Consider the following 15,744-nt stretch of genomic DNA (forward strand, 5'->3'; position numbering starts at 1 on the left):
GGCTTGCTTTCGGTACATCGTCAATCCAGACTGCATCTCCGGATCGAACGGATTGTCCTTGGCACGGTGACGGAATGCGCAGGCATCGGCCGATCGAGAGCAGGTGATGCGCCCGACCGATATCGAGATCGCGAATTATCGTTCCATTCGCCGGCTCCTCTTGCCCATCCATCCGCTGTCGGTGTTCGTCGGCGAGAACGGCGTCGGAAAATCCAATCTCTACAAGTCGATGTCGCTGTTGCGGGACGCGGCGACGGGCCGGATCACCCATACCATCGCCGACGAGGGCGGATTGAATTCGGTCTCCTGGTCCGGCATGCGCAAGCGGGGCGATGATCCCCGACTGCGGCTGGCCGCCCGATTCGACGACATCAGATATTCGATCGAGCTCGGATATCCCGGCCCGGTCGAGGCGGCGTTTGCCGGCGAGCCGATGATCAGGTCCGAGCGGATCGAGATGATCAGTGGCAAGCGGAACGTCCTGATGGTCGAGAGGACCAACGCGCTGGTCAGCATCCGCAACGAGAGCGGCGTCTGGGAAAGCCACAAGGATGCGCTGCTGCCGTCTGAAACCGTGCTGGCCGGCTTCTTCGACGGCAAGAACTCTCCCGAGATCGACCAGATCAGAAACGCGATGCTGGGCTGGCGCTTCTATCACGACTTCCGCACCGATCAGGCGTCACCGATCCGGAAACCCTGCCTCGCGGTCACGACGCCGTCGCTGAGTGCCGACGGCAGCGATCTGGCCGCGACGCTGGCGACGCTCTATTCCATCCGGCAGGACGCCGCCGAGTTGCAGGCCGCGATCGAGGATGCATTCCCGGACGCGGAGCTCCGCGCCTGGGTGGAAAACGGCCGGTGCGAGTTCGACCTGCAACTCGCGGACATGCCGCGCCCGTTCAAGGCCCACGAACTATCCGACGGCACGCTGAAATATATCTGCCTGCTCGCCGTGTTCATGGGCTACCGGCTGCCCCCGTTCATCGTGCTGAACGAGCCGGAGGCGAGCCTGCATTCATCGCTGCTGGCACCGTTGGCGCGGCTGATCGCCAAGGCCTCGCGCCGCGCCGACATCTGGATCGTCACCCACTCGGACCATTTGATGGATGCGCTGCGCAGCGAGAGTTCGGTCCCGCTGCGCCGGGTGGTCAAGGTGAAGGGTGCGACCGCCATCGAAGGCCTGAGCATCGGCGGCGAATTTCGCGACGTCGAGGCCGATGACGACGAATCCGAGGACGACGACGATTAGACTGCGCCGCCGCGCTACTGCCCGAGCGGTTTCAGGATCTTGATCAGCTCGCCGTGCACGGTCTCGTTGCCGCAGACGACGTGGCCGGTTTGCAGCGGATCGTCATTGCCCTGGATGCCCGAGACGGTGCCGCCGGCTTCCCGCACCATCAGCAGCCCGGCCGCAAGGTCCCAGGGTTGCAGATTGCGTTCCCAGAAGCCGTCGAAGCGGCCGGCGGCGACGAAGGCGAGATCGAGCGAGGCGGCGCCGAAGCGGCGGAAGCCCGCGACCTTGCTTTGCAGCGCTGCCATCTCCTGTAGCGCGAGCTGGTGGTTGCCGCGGCCGATATGCGGCAGGCCGCAGGCGACCACGCATTCGTTGAGCTGGCGGCGGCCGGCGACGCGCAGCCGCTGGTCGTTGAGGAATGCGCCCTTGCCGCGCTCGGCGATGTATAGCTCGTCATTGGCGGGGTTGTAGATCACGCCCGCGATCACGGTGTCCTCGCGCAACAACCCGATCGAGATCGCGAATTGCGGGATGCCGTGCAGGAAATTGGTGGTGCCGTCGAGCGGATCGACGATCCAGGTGTGACTCTTGTCCGAGCCCTCGCGCTTGCCGCCTTCCTCGCCGAGGAACCCGTAGCCGGGCCGAGCCTTTTCGAGGTCGGTGTAGAGCATCTCCTCGGCGCGCTTGTCGGCGAGCGAGACGAAGTTCGCCGGTCCCTTCAGCGAGACCTGGAGATGTTCGATCTCGCCGAGGTCGCGCTTGAGGCTGCGGCCGGCGCGGCGCGCGGCCTTGACCATGACATTGATGAGGGCGGAGTAGAGCATGATGAGAACGCTTGTGACCGAGAGATTGTGAATGTCGATAAGGCGGCGGGCGCAAATCTCAGCCCGTCATCCTGAGGAGCGCGAAGCGCGTCTCGAAGGATCGACGGCCCGGTCCGGGGCCGTGCATCCTTCGAGGCTCGCTCCGCTCGCACCTCAGGATGACGGGCGAAAAGAGAACGGAACGCGGCCACCTAGGCTTCGAACTGGGTGCCCTCTGGAAGTGGCGCCGTCAAGGCGTCATTTGACGTTGTTTCCGATCCATTTGCGCGCGGCTGCCTCGCCCTTGGCGCGGTCCTCGGGGGTCATATCGGCGAGGATGTCGTCGAGCTCGGGGTCGCCCTTGCCGGCGGTCTTGGCGACGGTGTGCCATTTCAGCGCCTCGACCTTGTCGACCGGAGCGCCGGCGCCGGTCGCCAGCACGTGGGCGAGGCGGTTTTGCGCGATCGGGCTGTTCTGCCGGGCGGCCTTGCGCAGCAGCGCGATCGCCGCCGGGACGTTGCGCGGGGTTCCGGAGCCGTTGTAGAGCGCGATGGCATACTCGACTTCGGCATCGACATTGTCGGCCAGCGAGGCCGCCTGTAGCAGCCGCGCCGCCTTTTCGAGGTCCTTCGGCACGCCGGTGCCTTCCTTGTAAAAGGTCGCGAGCGCGTATTGCGCCTCGGGGCTGCCGGCGTCCGCGGCCATCCGCAGCAACTCGGCGGAGCGCTTGAGATCCTGCGGCAGGGTCTGGCCGTCGAGATAGAGCAGCGCCAGATTATAGGCCGCTTTGGGCTCGCCGAGCTTGGCGGCCGAGGCCAAAAGCTTGACCGCGGCATCCTTGTCCACCGTGCCGCCGCGGCCGGCGATCTTCATCATGGCCAGCGCGAACATCGCCTCGCGGTCGCCGGCATCGGAGGCGCGCTTGTACCAGTCGTCGGCCTTGGCATAGTCGCGCTTGACGCCGAGCCCGTTGGCATAGAGCTCGCCCAGCATCGTCATGGCCTTGGCATCGTTGTTCTGCGCGCGCACCGTCGCGAGGTCGAATGCGGTCTTGTACATGCCGCGCTGATAGGCGCCGTAGACGAGGTCGACATTGGGATCGTCCGGGGTCGGCGACGGCGTCGGAGTGGGGGTCGCCGATGCGCCGGGCTTCGGCGTCGCGGCAGGCTTCGGCGTGGGCTTCTTCGCGACCGGCGAATGCACTTTCGGCTTCGGCTTTTCCTCCTTCTTCGCAGGCGGCGGCGTCTGCGCCGGCGGCGTGATCGAAAGCTGCGCGGCCGCGCCGCTCGCCAGCATCATGCAGCCGAGCGCAACACCTATCGGACGCAGGCATTTCATTCCGGCGTCATCCCTCGGCCTTGGCCGTTCCGAACGTGCCGGCATGCGCCCGCGCGATCGCCTCGCCGATCTCGACGAGGGCGGCCTTCGCGCCGCGCGGATCGGACCAGACGATCTCGCCGACCAGCACGAAATCGGCGCCGGCGGCCGCGAATGCCTCGGCCTCCTCGCGCGAGGTCGCGAACCCGACGCACGGCGGCTCGAACAATTCGTCCCACCATTCCAGCCGCTCGGCGATCGCCTCAGGCGAAGGCCGCTGCCCCTTGGCGTCGGGCTCGCCGAACAGCACGTAGTCGGCGCCGGCTTCGCCCGCGGCCATCGAATCGTGGCGCGTCGCGAGCCCGCCGACGCCGACGATGCGGTCGGGCTTCAGCGAGGGCATTGCCTCATCCATCGCGGCAATGCCGCCCAGATGCGCACCATCGGCGCCGGCGCGGGCCACGATGTCAGGATGGCCGTCGATCAGCAGCGCCGCGCCGGCGCTCTGGATCGCAGGCGCCAGCGCCTTGACAGTGGAGATCATGCTGCGCGGGTCGCTCTCGCGCAGCCGCACCAGAACCGCCGCGACGTCGGCCGCGGCGAGCAATTCGGGCAGCGCGGCCGCGAGCTGCGCCGGCTCGTCGACCGGCGGCGTCGCCAGATAGAGACGCGGCGCCGGCCGCGGTGGAACGGGCTTGGTGGCCAACTATGCCGCCTGTTTTTCGAGGCCGGCTTCCCAATTGCCGGTGCTGGCCAGCCCGTTCATCCGGGCGCGATGCGAGAAGGCGCGCTGGCCGGCGGGGACATTGTCGGGCTTGCCGGACCACGCCTGCTGCGGCGCGGCCTGTAGCGCGCGGCCATAGGAGAAGGTCAGCTTCCACGGCAGATGGCCGATCTTGTTCATGGCGTCGAGATGCGCGGTCGCTTCCTCGTCGCTCTGCCCGCCGGAGAGGAAGGCGATGCCGGGCACTGCGGCCGGCACGCAGCTCTTGAGCAGGCGGATGGTCTTCTCGGCGACTTCCTGCACCGGCGCCTGCTTGGGGCATTTCTTGCCGGAAATCGCCATGTTCGGCTTCAGGATCATGCCTTCGAGCGCGACCCGCTGCACCCGCAATTCCTGGAAGGTGCGGTTCAGCACCCGCTGCGTCACCTCATAGCAGCGGTCGATGTCGTGATCGCCGTCCATCAGCACTTCCGGCTCGACGATCGGTACGATCTGCGCGGCCTGGCACAGCGCGGCGTAGCGCGCCAGCGCGTGGGCATTGACGCGGATCGCGGTCATGGTGGGAATGCCGCGGCTGCCGGCGCCGGATCCGATATCGATCACCGCGCGCCATTTCGCAAAGCGCGCTCCGCGGTCGTAATATTTCTTCAGCCGCTCGGCGAGCTTGTCGAGGCCGACAGTGACGAGTTCGCCGGGGCAGTTCGGCAGCGCCTGGGTGCCTTCGTCGACCTTGATGCCGGGGATCGCGCCTGCCTGCTCGATCAGCTTGACCAGCGGCGTGCCGTCCTTGGCGTTTTGCCAGATCGTCTCGTCGTAGAGGATGACGCCGGAGATGTACTTGCTCATCGCCTCCTGCGAGCGGAACAACATCTCGCGATAGTCGCGGCGATTGTCCTCGGTCGAATCGACCTTGATGGCGTCGAACCGCTTCTTGATGGTGCCGGAGGATTCGTCGGCGGCGAGAAGGCCCTTGCCCGGGGTAACCATGGCAAGTGCAACTTTGTTGAGGTCAGCGAGGTTCATTGGGGAACGTCCTCCAGAGCCATTGCCTTTGCGAGCCAAAATAGGCGGTTCTCGGGCAATTGCCTAGAAAACGTTCGTCGCGGCAGGTGTTTGTCGCAGCCGGCGATCAAGCCCCGGGACACCGTTTCCAACTGCGTCAGAACCGGTGTCCCGCCTTAATGATTGAGGGCGATCCGTTGTCAGGCGACCTTGGGATCGAGCTCGCCCTTGGCGTAGCGCTTGGCCATTTCGGCCGTGGTCAGGACCTTCTTGATCTTGCTGGCCTGGCCCGCGGTGTTGAACTCCTGCAGGCGCTGCTTGCACAGCTTGGTCATCGCTTCCATCGCGGGCTTCAGGTATTTGCGCGGATCGAACTCTTCCGGGTTGTCCTTCAGCACCTTGCGGATCTGGCCGGTCATCGCCATCCGGTTGTCGGTGTCGATGTTGATCTTGCGTACGCCGTTCTTGATGCCGCGCTGGATCTCGGCGACCGGCACGCCCCAGGTCGGCTTCATCTTGCCGCCATTGGCGTTGATGATCTCCTGCAACTCCTGCGGCACCGACGAGGAGCCGTGCATCACGAGATGCGTGTTCGGCAGCTTGCGGTGGATCTCCTCGATCACGTTCATGGCGAGGATGTCGCCGTCGGGCTTGCGGGTGAATTTGTAGGCACCGTGCGAGGTGCCCATCGCGATCGCCAGCGCGTCGACCTTGGTCTCCTTGACGAACTTCACGGCTTCGTCCGGATTGGTCAGCAACTGGTCATGCGACAGCTTGCCCTCGGCGCCGTGGCCGTCTTCCTTGTCGCCCATGCCGGTCTCGAGCGAGCCGAGCACGCCGAGCTCGCCTTCCACCGAGATGCCGCCGAGATGGGCCATGCCGGTCACGGTCCTGGTGACGCCGACATTGTAGTCCCAGTCGCCGGGGGTCTTGCCGTCGGCCTTCAGCGAGCCGTCCATCATGACCGAGGTGAAGCCGGCCTGGATCGCGGTCATGCAGGTGGCGGGCTCGTTGCCGTGGTCGAGATGCACGCAAACCGGGATCTGCGGGTAGATCTCGGTGACGGCGTCCATCATGTGCTTGAGCATGACGTCGTTGGCGTAGGAGCGCGCGCCGCGCGAGGCCTGGATGATGACCGGGGCGTCGACCTCGGAGGCGGCGGCCATGATCGACAGCGCCTGCTCCATGTTGTTGATGTTGAAGGCGGGTACGCCGTAATCGTGCTCGGCCGCGTGATCGAGCAGTTGCCGCAACGTTATGCGAGCCATTCCATTTTCTCCCTGTAGTACGTGTTCGGATTCGAACTAAATCAACGGTTTTTCAAAACTTCGACGCCCGGCAGCGGCTTACCTTCCATCCATTCAAGAAACGCGCCGCCCGCGGTCGAGACGTAGGAAAAGTCACCCGCCACGCCCGCCTGGTTCAGCGCCGCGACGGTGTCGCCGCCGCCGGCGACCGAAACCAGCTTCCTGGCCTTGGTACGCTCGGCGGCATGCTTGGCCGACACCACGGTGCCGCGGTCGAACGGCGTCAATTCGAAGGCGCCGAGCGGCCCGTTCCAGACCAGCGTCGCCGCGTCGTCGATCGCGGAATGGATCCGCGCGATCGATTGCGGGCCGACGTCGAGGATCATGCCGTCGGCCGGGATCGCGTCGAGGCCGTAGGCATGCGACGGCGCGTTGGCGGCGAACTGGCTGGCGACCACGGCGTCGACCGGAAGGATGATCGCGCAATTCGCCGCGTTGGCCTTCTCCATGATCCGCAGCGCGGTCGCGGCGAGGTCCTTCTCGGCGAGCGACTTGCCGACCGGAATGCCCTGCGCGTGCAGGAAGGTGTTGGCCATGCCGCCGCCGATCACCAGCGCGTCGACCTTGGTCACGAGGTTTTCCAGCAGGTCGATCTTGGTCGAGACCTTGGCGCCGCCGATGATCGCGATGACAGGTTTGGTCGGCGCTTCCAGCGCCTTGCCGAGCGCGTCGAGCTCGGCCTGCATGGTGCGGCCGGCATAGGCCGGCAGCTTGTGGCCGAGGCCTTCGGTCGAGGCGTGGGCGCGATGCGCGGCGGAGAAGGCGTCGTTGACCCAGATGTCGCCGAGCTTTGCCAGCTCTGCGACGAATCCGGCGTCGTTCTTTTCCTCTTCCTTGTGGAAGCGGGTGTTCTCGAGGCAGAGGATGTCGCCATCCTTGAGCGCCGCGACCGCATTGGCCGCGGCCTCTCCGATGCAATCCTCGGCGAAGGCCACCGGGCGCTTGATGACCTTCGACAGCGCTTCGGCGACCGGCTTCAGCGAGTCCTTGGCATCGCGGCCCTTGGGCCGGCCGAAATGGGCGAGCAGGATCACCTTGCCGCCCTTGTCGGAAATCTCGGTGATGGTGGGGGCAACGCGCTCGAGCCGGGTAGCGTCGGTGACGCGGCCGCCCTCCATGGGGACGTTGAGGTCGACGCGCAGCAGCACGCGCTTGCCCTTCACGTTGACGTCGTCGAGGGTGCGGAATCTGGCCATGTCTGATCACTCGCTGACTTGCGGCACTACGGCGGATCGCGCTGGGGCGGGTCGCCTTCCTGCCGGGACGTAACCTTCATGCCCTGGCGGATGCCGTACGCGATCAAGCCGAGAAGCAAGATCGCGCCGGGAATTCCGATCCAGGGTGGAAGCGTCGACACCTGGTTAAGAGCAGTCTGGGCTTAAATCAGCTTGCCGATCGCGACGGCGGTGTCGGCCATGCGGTTCGAGAAGCCCCACTCATTGTCGTACCAGGACATCACGCGCACGAAATTGCCGTTCTGCACCTTGGTCTGGTCCATGTGGAAGGTCGACGAGTGCGGATCGTGGTTGAAGTCGATCGAGACGTTCGGCGCGTTGGTGTAGCCGAGGATGCCCTTGAGCTGCTGCTCGGCGGCGCGCTTCATCGCCTCGTTGATCTCCGCAACGTTGGTTTCGCGCTTGGCGACGATCTTGAGGTCGATGACCGACACGTTCGGCGTGGGGACGCGAACCGAGACGCCGTCGAGCTTGCCCTTCAGCTCCGGCAGCACCAGGCCGATCGCCTTGGCGGCACCGGTCGAGGTCGGGATCATCGACATCGCAGCCGCGCGGCCGCGATAGAGGTCCTTGTGCAGGGTGTCGAGCGTCGGCTGGTCGCCGGTATAGGCGTGGATCGTGGTCATGAAGCCGGTCTCGATGCCGACAGTGTCGTTCAGGACCTTGGCAACCGGCGCCAGGCAGTTGGTGGTGCACGAACCGTTGGAGATCACCAGGTGATCCTTGGTCAGCGTGTCGTGGTTGACGCCGTAGACGATGGTGGCGTCCGCGCCGTCGGCGGGCGCCGAGACGAGCACGCGCTTGGCGCCGGCGGTCAGGTGCGCGGAGGCCTTGTCCTTGGCGGTGAAGATGCCGGTGCATTCCAGCGCGACGTCGACGCCGAGCGCCTTCCAGGGCAGCTTGGAGGGATCGCGTTCGGCCGAGACCTTGATCTTGCCGCTACCGAGGTCGATCGAGTCGCCGTCCACGGTCACGGTGCCGGGGAAGCGGCCGTGCACGGAATCGAAGCGCAGCAGGTGCGCATTGGTCTCGACCGGACCGAGGTCGTTGATGCCGACAACCTCGATGTCCTTGCGGCCGGACTCGGCGATGGCGCGCAACACATTGCGGCCGATACGCCCAAACCCGTTGATCGCGACGCGGACTGCCATGGCTCGTCTCTCCTCTAATAGCTGCTGCCGGCCCCGCGGGAGGGCTCCCACGAGGGTTTTACGGCGGAACGCCCGGTTCAGCCGGGCGCGTACGGAAAAGATGGAGCTTTGGTAATCCTTTTTTGCGGCAAGCTCAACCTTCGGCAGGCGGGTGTCAGGCCAGCGTCAGGCGCGCTTCGTGGCAGCGTTAACGACAGCCTCGGCGGTAATGCCGAAATGCGGGAAAAGGTCCTTCGCCGGGGCGCTGGCGCCGAATCCGTGCATGCCGATGAAATCGCCGTCGTGGCCGATCACGGCGTCCCAGCCCCAACGCACCGCAGCCTCGATCGCGATCTTGACCGGAGCCTTGCCGATAATGGCGTTTTGCCGCTCGGCAGGCTGCGCCAGCAGCAATTCCAGCGACGGGACCGAGACCACCCGCGTCGGGATGCCGCGCCCGGCGAGCTGCTTCTGTGCCTCGACCGCGATCTGGACCTCGGAACCGGACGCGAACAATGACACTTTTGCGTCACCCTGCGCCGCGACCAGCTCGTAGGCGCCGTGGCTGCACGGATTGTCGTTCGGCGCTGACGTACGCAACTGCGGCAGGTTCTGGCGGGTCAGCGCCAGCACCGTCGGTCCGTCGATGCGGTTGAGCGCCAATTCCCAGCACTCTGCGGTCTCGACCGCGTCGCACGGACGGAACACGCGCATGTTGGGCATCGCGCGCAGCGCGGAGAGATGCTCCACCGGCTGGTGCGTCGGGCCGTCCTCGCCGAGGCCGATCGAATCGTGGGTCATGACGTAAACCACGCCGGTGCCCATCAGCGCCGACAGCCGCATCGCGCCGCGCGCGTAGTCGGTGAACACCAGGAAGGTGGCGCCGTTCGGCGCAAAGCCGCCATGCAGGAAGAGGCCGTTGAGGCACGCCGCCATGCCGTGCTCGCGGATGCCGTAATGGATGAAGCGGCCCTTCGGCGTCTTGGCGCCGAATGCGGTCGCCGACTTCGCCTTGTTGTTGTTGGAGCCGGTGAGGTCGGCGGAGCCGGCGACGAATTCCATCGGCATCGCGGCCGCGATCACCTCGATCGCGGCTTCCGACGATTTGCGGGTCGCGATGTTGAGCGGATTTTCCAAGAGCCCCTTCTTGAAGGCGCGCAGCCCCTTGGCGAGCGCCTGCGGCCGCTCGTGACGGATGCGGCGTTCGAACTCGGCGCGCTTGCGGTTGCCGAGCTGGCTGAACTGCTCGTCCCAGGCCTTGTGCTCGGCGGCGCCGCGGGCACCCGCCTCGCGCCAGGCCTTCAGCACGTCGTCGGGCACCGAGAACGGCTCCAGCGAGATGCCGAGCTTCTCCTTGGCGCCCTTGAGCTCGGCGGCGCCGAGCGCTTCGCCATGCGCCTTGGCGGTGCCGGCCCGGGTGGGTGCCCCGAAGCCGATCGTGGTCTTGCAGGCGATCAGCGAAGGCTTGTTGGACTTCTGCGCGCGGGTGATTGCAGCCGCGATCGCCTGCGGATCATGGCCGTCGATCAATTCCGCGGCCCAGCCCGCGGACTTGAAGCGCTTCACCTGGTCGACGGAATCGGCGATCGAGGTCGGGCCGTCGATCGAGATGCCGTTGTCGTCGTACAGCACGATCATCTTGTTGAGCCGCCAGACGCCGGCGAGCGCGATCGCTTCCTGCGAGATGCCTTCCATCAGATCGCCGTCGGAGGCGAGTACGTAGGTGTGGTGGTTGACGATCTTCTTGCCGAACTCGGCGGCGAGCATTTTCTCGGCGAGCGCCATGCCGACCGCGGTCGCGATGCCCTGGCCGAGCGGACCGGTGGTGGTCTCGATGCCCTTGGTGTGGAAATTCTCCGGATGTCCCGGCGTCAGCGATCCGAGCTGGCGGAAATGCTTGATCTGGTCGAGCGTCATGTCCTTGTTGCCGGTGAGGTACAGCAAGGCATAGAGCAGCATCGAGCCGTGGCCGGCGGACAGCACGAAGCGATCGCGATCGGGCCACGCCGTGTCGGCTGCATCGAATTTCAGGAATTTCGTGAACAGGACGGTCGCGATGTCGGCGGCGCCCATCGGCAGGCCGGGATGGCCGGAATTCGCCTTCTCGACGGCGTCCATGGCAAGGCCACGGATCGCATTGGCCATACGGGTGTGATCGACCTGCGTCATGATGAAAAGTCCGCCTGGAATGAGGAGCTGATTGCTGGACGCATCGGGGCGGGCAGCCGCGATACGCGCGTGGAGTGGCCTTACGGGTTGGAGGGTGGATTAGCACCTCAATTCCGCAAGTCCAAGGCGATGAAACGCCCCAAAACGGGGAAAAGTTGCTCGAAATCGCTCAATTTCATTGAACGGTGCATAGTTTGGCGCCGCCGTTGCGCTGGGCTCGCTTGCCACGTAAATTTCGTCCCGTAAACGCTTGCCGAACCGCCAGTTTTGCCGTGCGGCGGGCCTATCTCAAACGGGCTATCCCAGGGATCTACGCCGCGTGTCATGAGTGATCGTCTCGCCAACGGGTCTGGCAATACCGAGGCACCGCTTGCCGATATCGATGCTGCGACCAAGCGGCTGATGGCCGCGCTCGATGCGCTGGAGAGCTCGGTGGAGCGCCGCCGCGAGGCCGACCGCGACGAGAACGAATTGGCGAGCCGGATCCAGGCACTCGGCGCCGATCGCTCGCGCCTCGCCGACGAGCTCGACGGATCGCTGGTGAAGACGCGCAAGCTCGAGCGCGTCAATCGTGACATCGCGGAAAAGCTCGACGCGGCGATCGGCACGATCCGTGCCGTGCTCGCGGGCGGAGAGGGCAGATGAGCCACATCAACGTCACCATCAATGGCCGGCAATACCGGATGGCCTGCGAGGAAGGCCAGGAGGTGCGGCTGCTGAAGCTCGCGGAGAATCTCCAGCAGCGCGTCGAATCGCTGCGCGGCAAGTTCGGTGAGATCGGCGACGCGCGGCTCACCGTGATGGCGGCGCTCACCGCCTGCGACGAGCTGGTCGATGCCAGCGCGCGCATCCGCAGCCTCGAGGAGGAGGTCGAGCAACTGCGCAATGCGCGCGTCGCCGCCACCGACCGCGCCCGCGCCACCCAGACCGCGGTCTCCAACGCGCTCAACGCCGCGGCCGAACGGATCGAGCGCACCACGCAGGTGCTCAACCGCACCATCGGCGGCGGCATCGCGATCGGGTAGCCACTGTCGTCCCGGCGGAGGCCGGGACCCATACTCCGCGGCCCATCGAGTTTGGGCGGCGCGAGTTAGTACCCTCTGCAACGATGGACAGCGGTGGTTAAGGGTCCCGGCCTTCGCCGGGACGACGAGGTACCGCTGGCGGATTGCGGCAACGATCGCTACATTGGCCGGGCGAAGCTGCGTTGCGCGTCAGGAGCCATAATATCCCCGGGGCCTTATCGATCCTTTAGGGAACTGTCCCTGGCCGGGTCCGTGGACCCGGACATATGGTGCCCACCTACTTTCGTAGGGAACTCCGGGATCGAGCGCTCCAACGGCCTCTGCGGCTTCGCACTTGGTTTTTGCTGTTGCCTTGTCGTCGCGCTGCGGCGGTCTGATTGTGTGGCAGTGTCGTGCCCTGCGACGTGGGGCATCCAGTGCGCCGCGGCCTGGCCAAACGAATGCTCGCGTCTCTGGAATTGCCGGCTCGTCCGCATTTGGCGGACGATGACAGCGGAAGATGGATCATGCACGCATCTCCATCGAAGGCCGAACTTCGGGCCCTCGCGCTCGCCAAGCGCGATGCGCTGAGCGACGAGCAGCGCGCCGCGGCGGCCGAGGCGCTCGCCAGGCGCGGCGCCCCGTTCGAGATCACGCAAGGCATGATCATCTCCGGCTATGCGCCGATCCGCAGCGAGCTCGATCCGGCGCCACTGATGAAGAAGCTGGCCGACAAGGGCGCGCGGCTGGCGCTGCCCTGCATCAATGCGCGCGGCCAGTCGCTGACCTTCCGCAGCTGGTCGCCGCAGGACCGCCTGATGCTCGGCCCGCTCGGCATTCCCGAACCGTCGCCGGCCGCGGCCGAGGTGCATCCCGACGTGATGCTGGTGCCGCTCGCGGCGTTCGACAAGCTCGGCCACCGCATCGGCTATGGTGCTGGCTATTACGACTATACCTTTGCACATCTGCGCAAGGCCAAGCACGTGATCGGGGCCGGGATTGCCTTTGCTGCACAGGAAACCAAGGCGATCCCGGCGCTGTCGCACGACGTCCCGCTCGATTATGTGCTAACGGAGCGCAAGACGTTCGATTTCCGGAGTAGCTAGCCTTGCGTATTCTCTTCGTTGGTGACGTCGTCGGCAGGACCGGCCGCACCGCCATCACAGACCATCTTCCGGGCATGATCAGGGACTGGTCGCTCGATCTCGTCGTCGTCAATGGCGAGAATTCCGCTGGCGGCTTCGGCATCACCGAGGCGATCTACCAGGAGTTGCTCGATGCCGGAGCGGACGCGATCACGCTCGGCAACCATGCCTGGAATCAGAAGGAGGCGCTGGTCTTCATCGAGCGCGCGCCGCGCCTGATCCGCCCGTTGAATTTTCCGCGCCATTCGCCCGGCCGCGGCGCGACGCTGGTCGATACCAAGAACGGCAAGCGCGCGCTCGTGCTCAATGCGATCGGTCGCGTGTTCATGGAGCCGTCGTCGAACGATCCATTCAGCGCGATCGACCGCGAGCTCGAGGCCTGCCCGTTGCGCGAGGGCGCCGATGCCATCGTGCTCGACTTCCACGCCGAGGCGACCAGCGAGAAGCAGGGCGTCGGCTTCTTCTGCGACGGCCGCGTCAGCCTCGTGGTCGGCACCCATACCCATGTGCCGACCGCCGATCATCAGGTGCTGCCCGGCGGCACCGCCTATATGAGCGATGCCGGCATGACCGGCGATTATGATTCGGTGATCGGCATGCAGAAGGAGGAGCCGTTGCAGCGCTTCCTCACCGGCATTCCGTCCGGCCGCTTCGAACCGGCCGGCGGCGTCGCGACGCTGAGCGGCATCGCGGTCGAGACCGACGATGCGACCGGGCTGGCGGTCAAGGTCGCGCCGGTGCGCGCCGGCGGCCGGCTCGAGCCCGCGGTGCCGGGGTTCTGGCTGAGCTAGCCTGCGACATCTTGTCGTGCTTTGATGGGCAGTGATTTTGATGGGGCAGTGATTTTCGACCCCCTTTGATTTTTGCTTCCCGGAGATTGCGTTGTCCGAGCGCGTCGAACGTCGTTTGGTGGCCTTGGTGGCGGCGGATGTTGCCGGCTACAGCCGCCTGATGGGCCGCGACGAGGAGCGGACGCTTGGCGACCTGAAGGGCGCCCGCCAGACGCTGGTCGATCCGACCGTCGCGGCCTGCCGGGGCCGCATCGTCAAGACCACCGGCGACGGGATGCTGGTCGAGTTCGCCAGCGCTGTCGACGCGGCGCGCTGCGCCATCGAGGTGCAGCGGGGCATGACCGAACGCAACGCCGCGGTGCCACCCGATCGCAGGATCGAATTCCGCATCGGCATTCACGTCGGCGACATCATTATCGACAGCGACGATATCTTCGGCGACGGCGTCAACATCGCGGCGCGGCTCGAGGGGATGGCCGACCCCGGCGGAATTTGCATTTCGGACGATGCCCATCGGCAAATCCGGGGCAAGGTCGATATCGACTTCGGCGACATGGGCTCGCAGTCGCTGAAGAACATCGCCGAGCCGATGCGCGTATGGCAGATTCGGATCGGCGGCGAGCCCGGCTCGCAGCGCTCGACGGTGCCGTCAGCGCCAGTCGAGCCGCTTGCGCTGCCGGACCGGCCATCGATCGCGGTGCTGCCGTTCGACAACATGAGCGGGGATCGCGAGCAGGATTACTTTGCCGACGGCATGGTCGAGGAGATCATCACCGCGCTGTCGCGGTTCAAGTCATTGTTCGTCATCGCGCGAAATTCGAGCTTTGCCTACAAGAACAAGGCGATCGACATCAAGCGCGTCGGCCGCGAGCTCGGCGTCCGCTACGTGCTGGAAGGCAGCGTGCGCAAGGCCGGCAACCGGGTCCGCATCACCGGTCAGTTGATCGAGGCGGCGACCGGCAACCACATCTGGGCCGATCGGTTCGATGGCGAGCTCGAAGATATTTTTGGCCTGCAGGACAAGGTGACCTCGAGCGTCGTCGGCCTGATCGCGCCCAGGCTCGAGCAGGCCGAGTTCGAGCGGGCACGGCACAAGCCGACTGAAAAGCTCGACAGCTACGACCTCTACCTGCGCGGCATGGCGCTGATTCATCAGCGCGCATCGCTCAGCGACGCCTACGAGCTGTTCAAGCAGGCGATCGCGCTCGATCCGCAGTTCGCCGCGGCGCATGCGATCCTGGCGTGGAGCTGGATGGCCCGGCAGGCCACCAGCGGCTCACCGCTCGACGGCCCGGAGCGGCTCGAGGCAATCAGGCATGCGCGGCTGGCTTCGCGGCTCGGCGAGGAAGATGCCTTCGTGCAGTCGACCGCGGGCCATGTGCTGACCTATCTCGGACACGATTACGACCTCGGCTCGTCGATGGTCGAGGAAGCGATCGCGCTCAATCCCAATCTCGGCTTCGCCTGGTATTCGCGCGGCTGGGTCGCGCTGATGTGCGGCGATACGGAGCGCGCGATCGGGAGCTTTGAGCACATGATGCGGCTCAGCCCGCTCGATCCGCTGCGGATCAGCGCCTGGATCGGGACCTCGCATGCCTACTTCTGGCTGGGACGTTTCGAAGAGGGCTGCGAGGCCGCGCGGCGATCGCTGCGCTTCAACACCAACGCGCATTCATTGGGCGCCTTCATCATCAACGCGATCCGCGCCGGCCGGACCGATGAGGCGCGCAAGGCGATCGGGCGGCTGTTGCGGATTCATCCGGGCTTCCGCACCTCGCATGTCAGCGAAGCGTTTCCGGTGCGCGGTGCCGAACTGCGCGACCAGATCGGCGCGGCGCTGCGCGACGCGGGATTGCCGGATTAAAGCGTGATGAGATGAGGCT

General features: G+C 65.9%; 14 protein-coding genes and 1 other RNA gene. 7 read left to right on the forward strand and 8 right to left on the reverse strand.

What is annotated here, in order from left to right; genetic code table 11:
• Positions 1–106: 106 nt before the first annotated feature.
• Positions 107–1,249, forward strand: a complete 1,143-nt coding sequence (locus CWS35_RS11270) for an AAA family ATPase (RefSeq protein ID WP_100951940.1) — start codon at positions 107–109, stop codon at positions 1,247–1,249.
• A 14-nt stretch (positions 1,250–1,263) separates the two neighbouring features.
• Here CWS35_RS11270 and CWS35_RS11275 read toward each other — a convergent pair whose 3' ends face one another.
• The 8 genes from CWS35_RS11275 to tkt all read right to left on the reverse strand — a co-directional run bounded on the left by CWS35_RS11275 (position 1,264) and on the right by tkt (position 10,921).
• Complete coding sequence (locus CWS35_RS11275) at positions 1,264–2,058, reverse strand: inositol monophosphatase family protein (RefSeq protein ID WP_024579220.1); 795 nt, start codon at positions 2,056–2,058, stop codon at positions 1,264–1,266.
• 237 nt (positions 2,059–2,295) lie between these two features.
• Entirely contained in the window at positions 2,296–3,375 is a 1,080-nt protein-coding gene (locus CWS35_RS11280; RefSeq protein WP_168226308.1) for a tetratricopeptide repeat protein, read from the reverse strand.
• Positions 3,376–3,382: 7 nt separating this feature from the next.
• Positions 3,383–4,060 (reverse strand): thiamine phosphate synthase, encoded by a 678-nt coding sequence (locus CWS35_RS11285; protein ID WP_100951942.1) that lies wholly within the window; start codon positions 4,058–4,060, stop codon positions 3,383–3,385.
• On the reverse strand, positions 4,061–5,101 hold the full coding sequence (locus tag CWS35_RS11290; protein WP_100951943.1) for a class I fructose-bisphosphate aldolase: 1,041 nt from the start codon (positions 5,099–5,101) through the stop codon (positions 4,061–4,063).
• Positions 5,102–5,280: 179 nt separating this feature from the next.
• A complete protein-coding gene (gene fba, locus CWS35_RS11295) occupies positions 5,281–6,348 on the reverse strand; it encodes a class II fructose-bisphosphate aldolase (RefSeq protein ID WP_024579216.1) in 1,068 nt (355 codons plus the stop codon).
• A 41-nt stretch (positions 6,349–6,389) separates the two neighbouring features.
• Positions 6,390–7,583 (reverse strand): phosphoglycerate kinase, encoded by a 1,194-nt coding sequence (gene pgk / locus CWS35_RS11300; protein WP_100951944.1) that lies wholly within the window; start codon positions 7,581–7,583, stop codon positions 6,390–6,392.
• A 182-nt stretch (positions 7,584–7,765) separates the two neighbouring features.
• A complete protein-coding gene (gene gap / locus CWS35_RS11305) occupies positions 7,766–8,773 on the reverse strand; it encodes a type I glyceraldehyde-3-phosphate dehydrogenase (protein ID WP_024579214.1) in 1,008 nt (335 codons plus the stop codon).
• A gap of 165 nt (positions 8,774–8,938) precedes the next feature.
• Entirely contained in the window at positions 8,939–10,921 is a 1,983-nt protein-coding gene (gene tkt, locus CWS35_RS11310; protein ID WP_100951945.1) for a transketolase, read from the reverse strand.
• Between the two features lie 324 nt (positions 10,922–11,245).
• Here tkt and CWS35_RS11315 point away from each other — a divergent pair, with 324 nt between their 5' ends.
• The 6 genes from CWS35_RS11315 (at position 11,246) to CWS35_RS11340 (ending at position 15,725) form a co-directional block, all read left to right on the forward strand.
• Entirely contained in the window at positions 11,246–11,566 is a 321-nt protein-coding gene (locus CWS35_RS11315) for a DUF4164 domain-containing protein (RefSeq protein ID WP_021076487.1), read from the forward strand.
• On the forward strand, positions 11,563–11,946 hold the full coding sequence (locus CWS35_RS11320; protein WP_024579212.1) for a cell division protein ZapA: 384 nt from the start codon (positions 11,563–11,565) through the stop codon (positions 11,944–11,946). The genes CWS35_RS11315 and CWS35_RS11320 overlap by 4 nt, the downstream gene beginning before the upstream one ends.
• A 171-nt stretch (positions 11,947–12,117) precedes the next feature.
• Positions 12,118–12,279, forward strand: a non-coding RNA gene (gene ssrS / locus CWS35_RS11325) — 6S RNA.
• A gap of 173 nt (positions 12,280–12,452) precedes the next feature.
• Positions 12,453–13,031 carry a 5-formyltetrahydrofolate cyclo-ligase gene (locus CWS35_RS11330; RefSeq protein WP_024579211.1) on the forward strand — a complete coding sequence of 193 codons (579 nt, stop codon included), beginning with the start codon at positions 12,453–12,455 and terminating at the stop codon, positions 13,029–13,031.
• Between the two features lie 2 nt (positions 13,032–13,033).
• Positions 13,034–13,861 (forward strand): TIGR00282 family metallophosphoesterase, encoded by an 828-nt coding sequence (locus CWS35_RS11335; RefSeq protein ID WP_100951946.1) that lies wholly within the window; start codon positions 13,034–13,036, stop codon positions 13,859–13,861.
• A gap of 91 nt (positions 13,862–13,952) precedes the next feature.
• Complete coding sequence (locus tag CWS35_RS11340) at positions 13,953–15,725, forward strand: adenylate/guanylate cyclase domain-containing protein (RefSeq protein WP_245438937.1); 1,773 nt, start codon at positions 13,953–13,955, stop codon at positions 15,723–15,725.
• Positions 15,726–15,744 lie beyond the last annotated feature (19 nt).

The organism is Bradyrhizobium sp. SK17 (assembly GCF_002831585.1).
Lineage (GTDB): Bacteria > Pseudomonadota > Alphaproteobacteria > Rhizobiales > Xanthobacteraceae > Bradyrhizobium.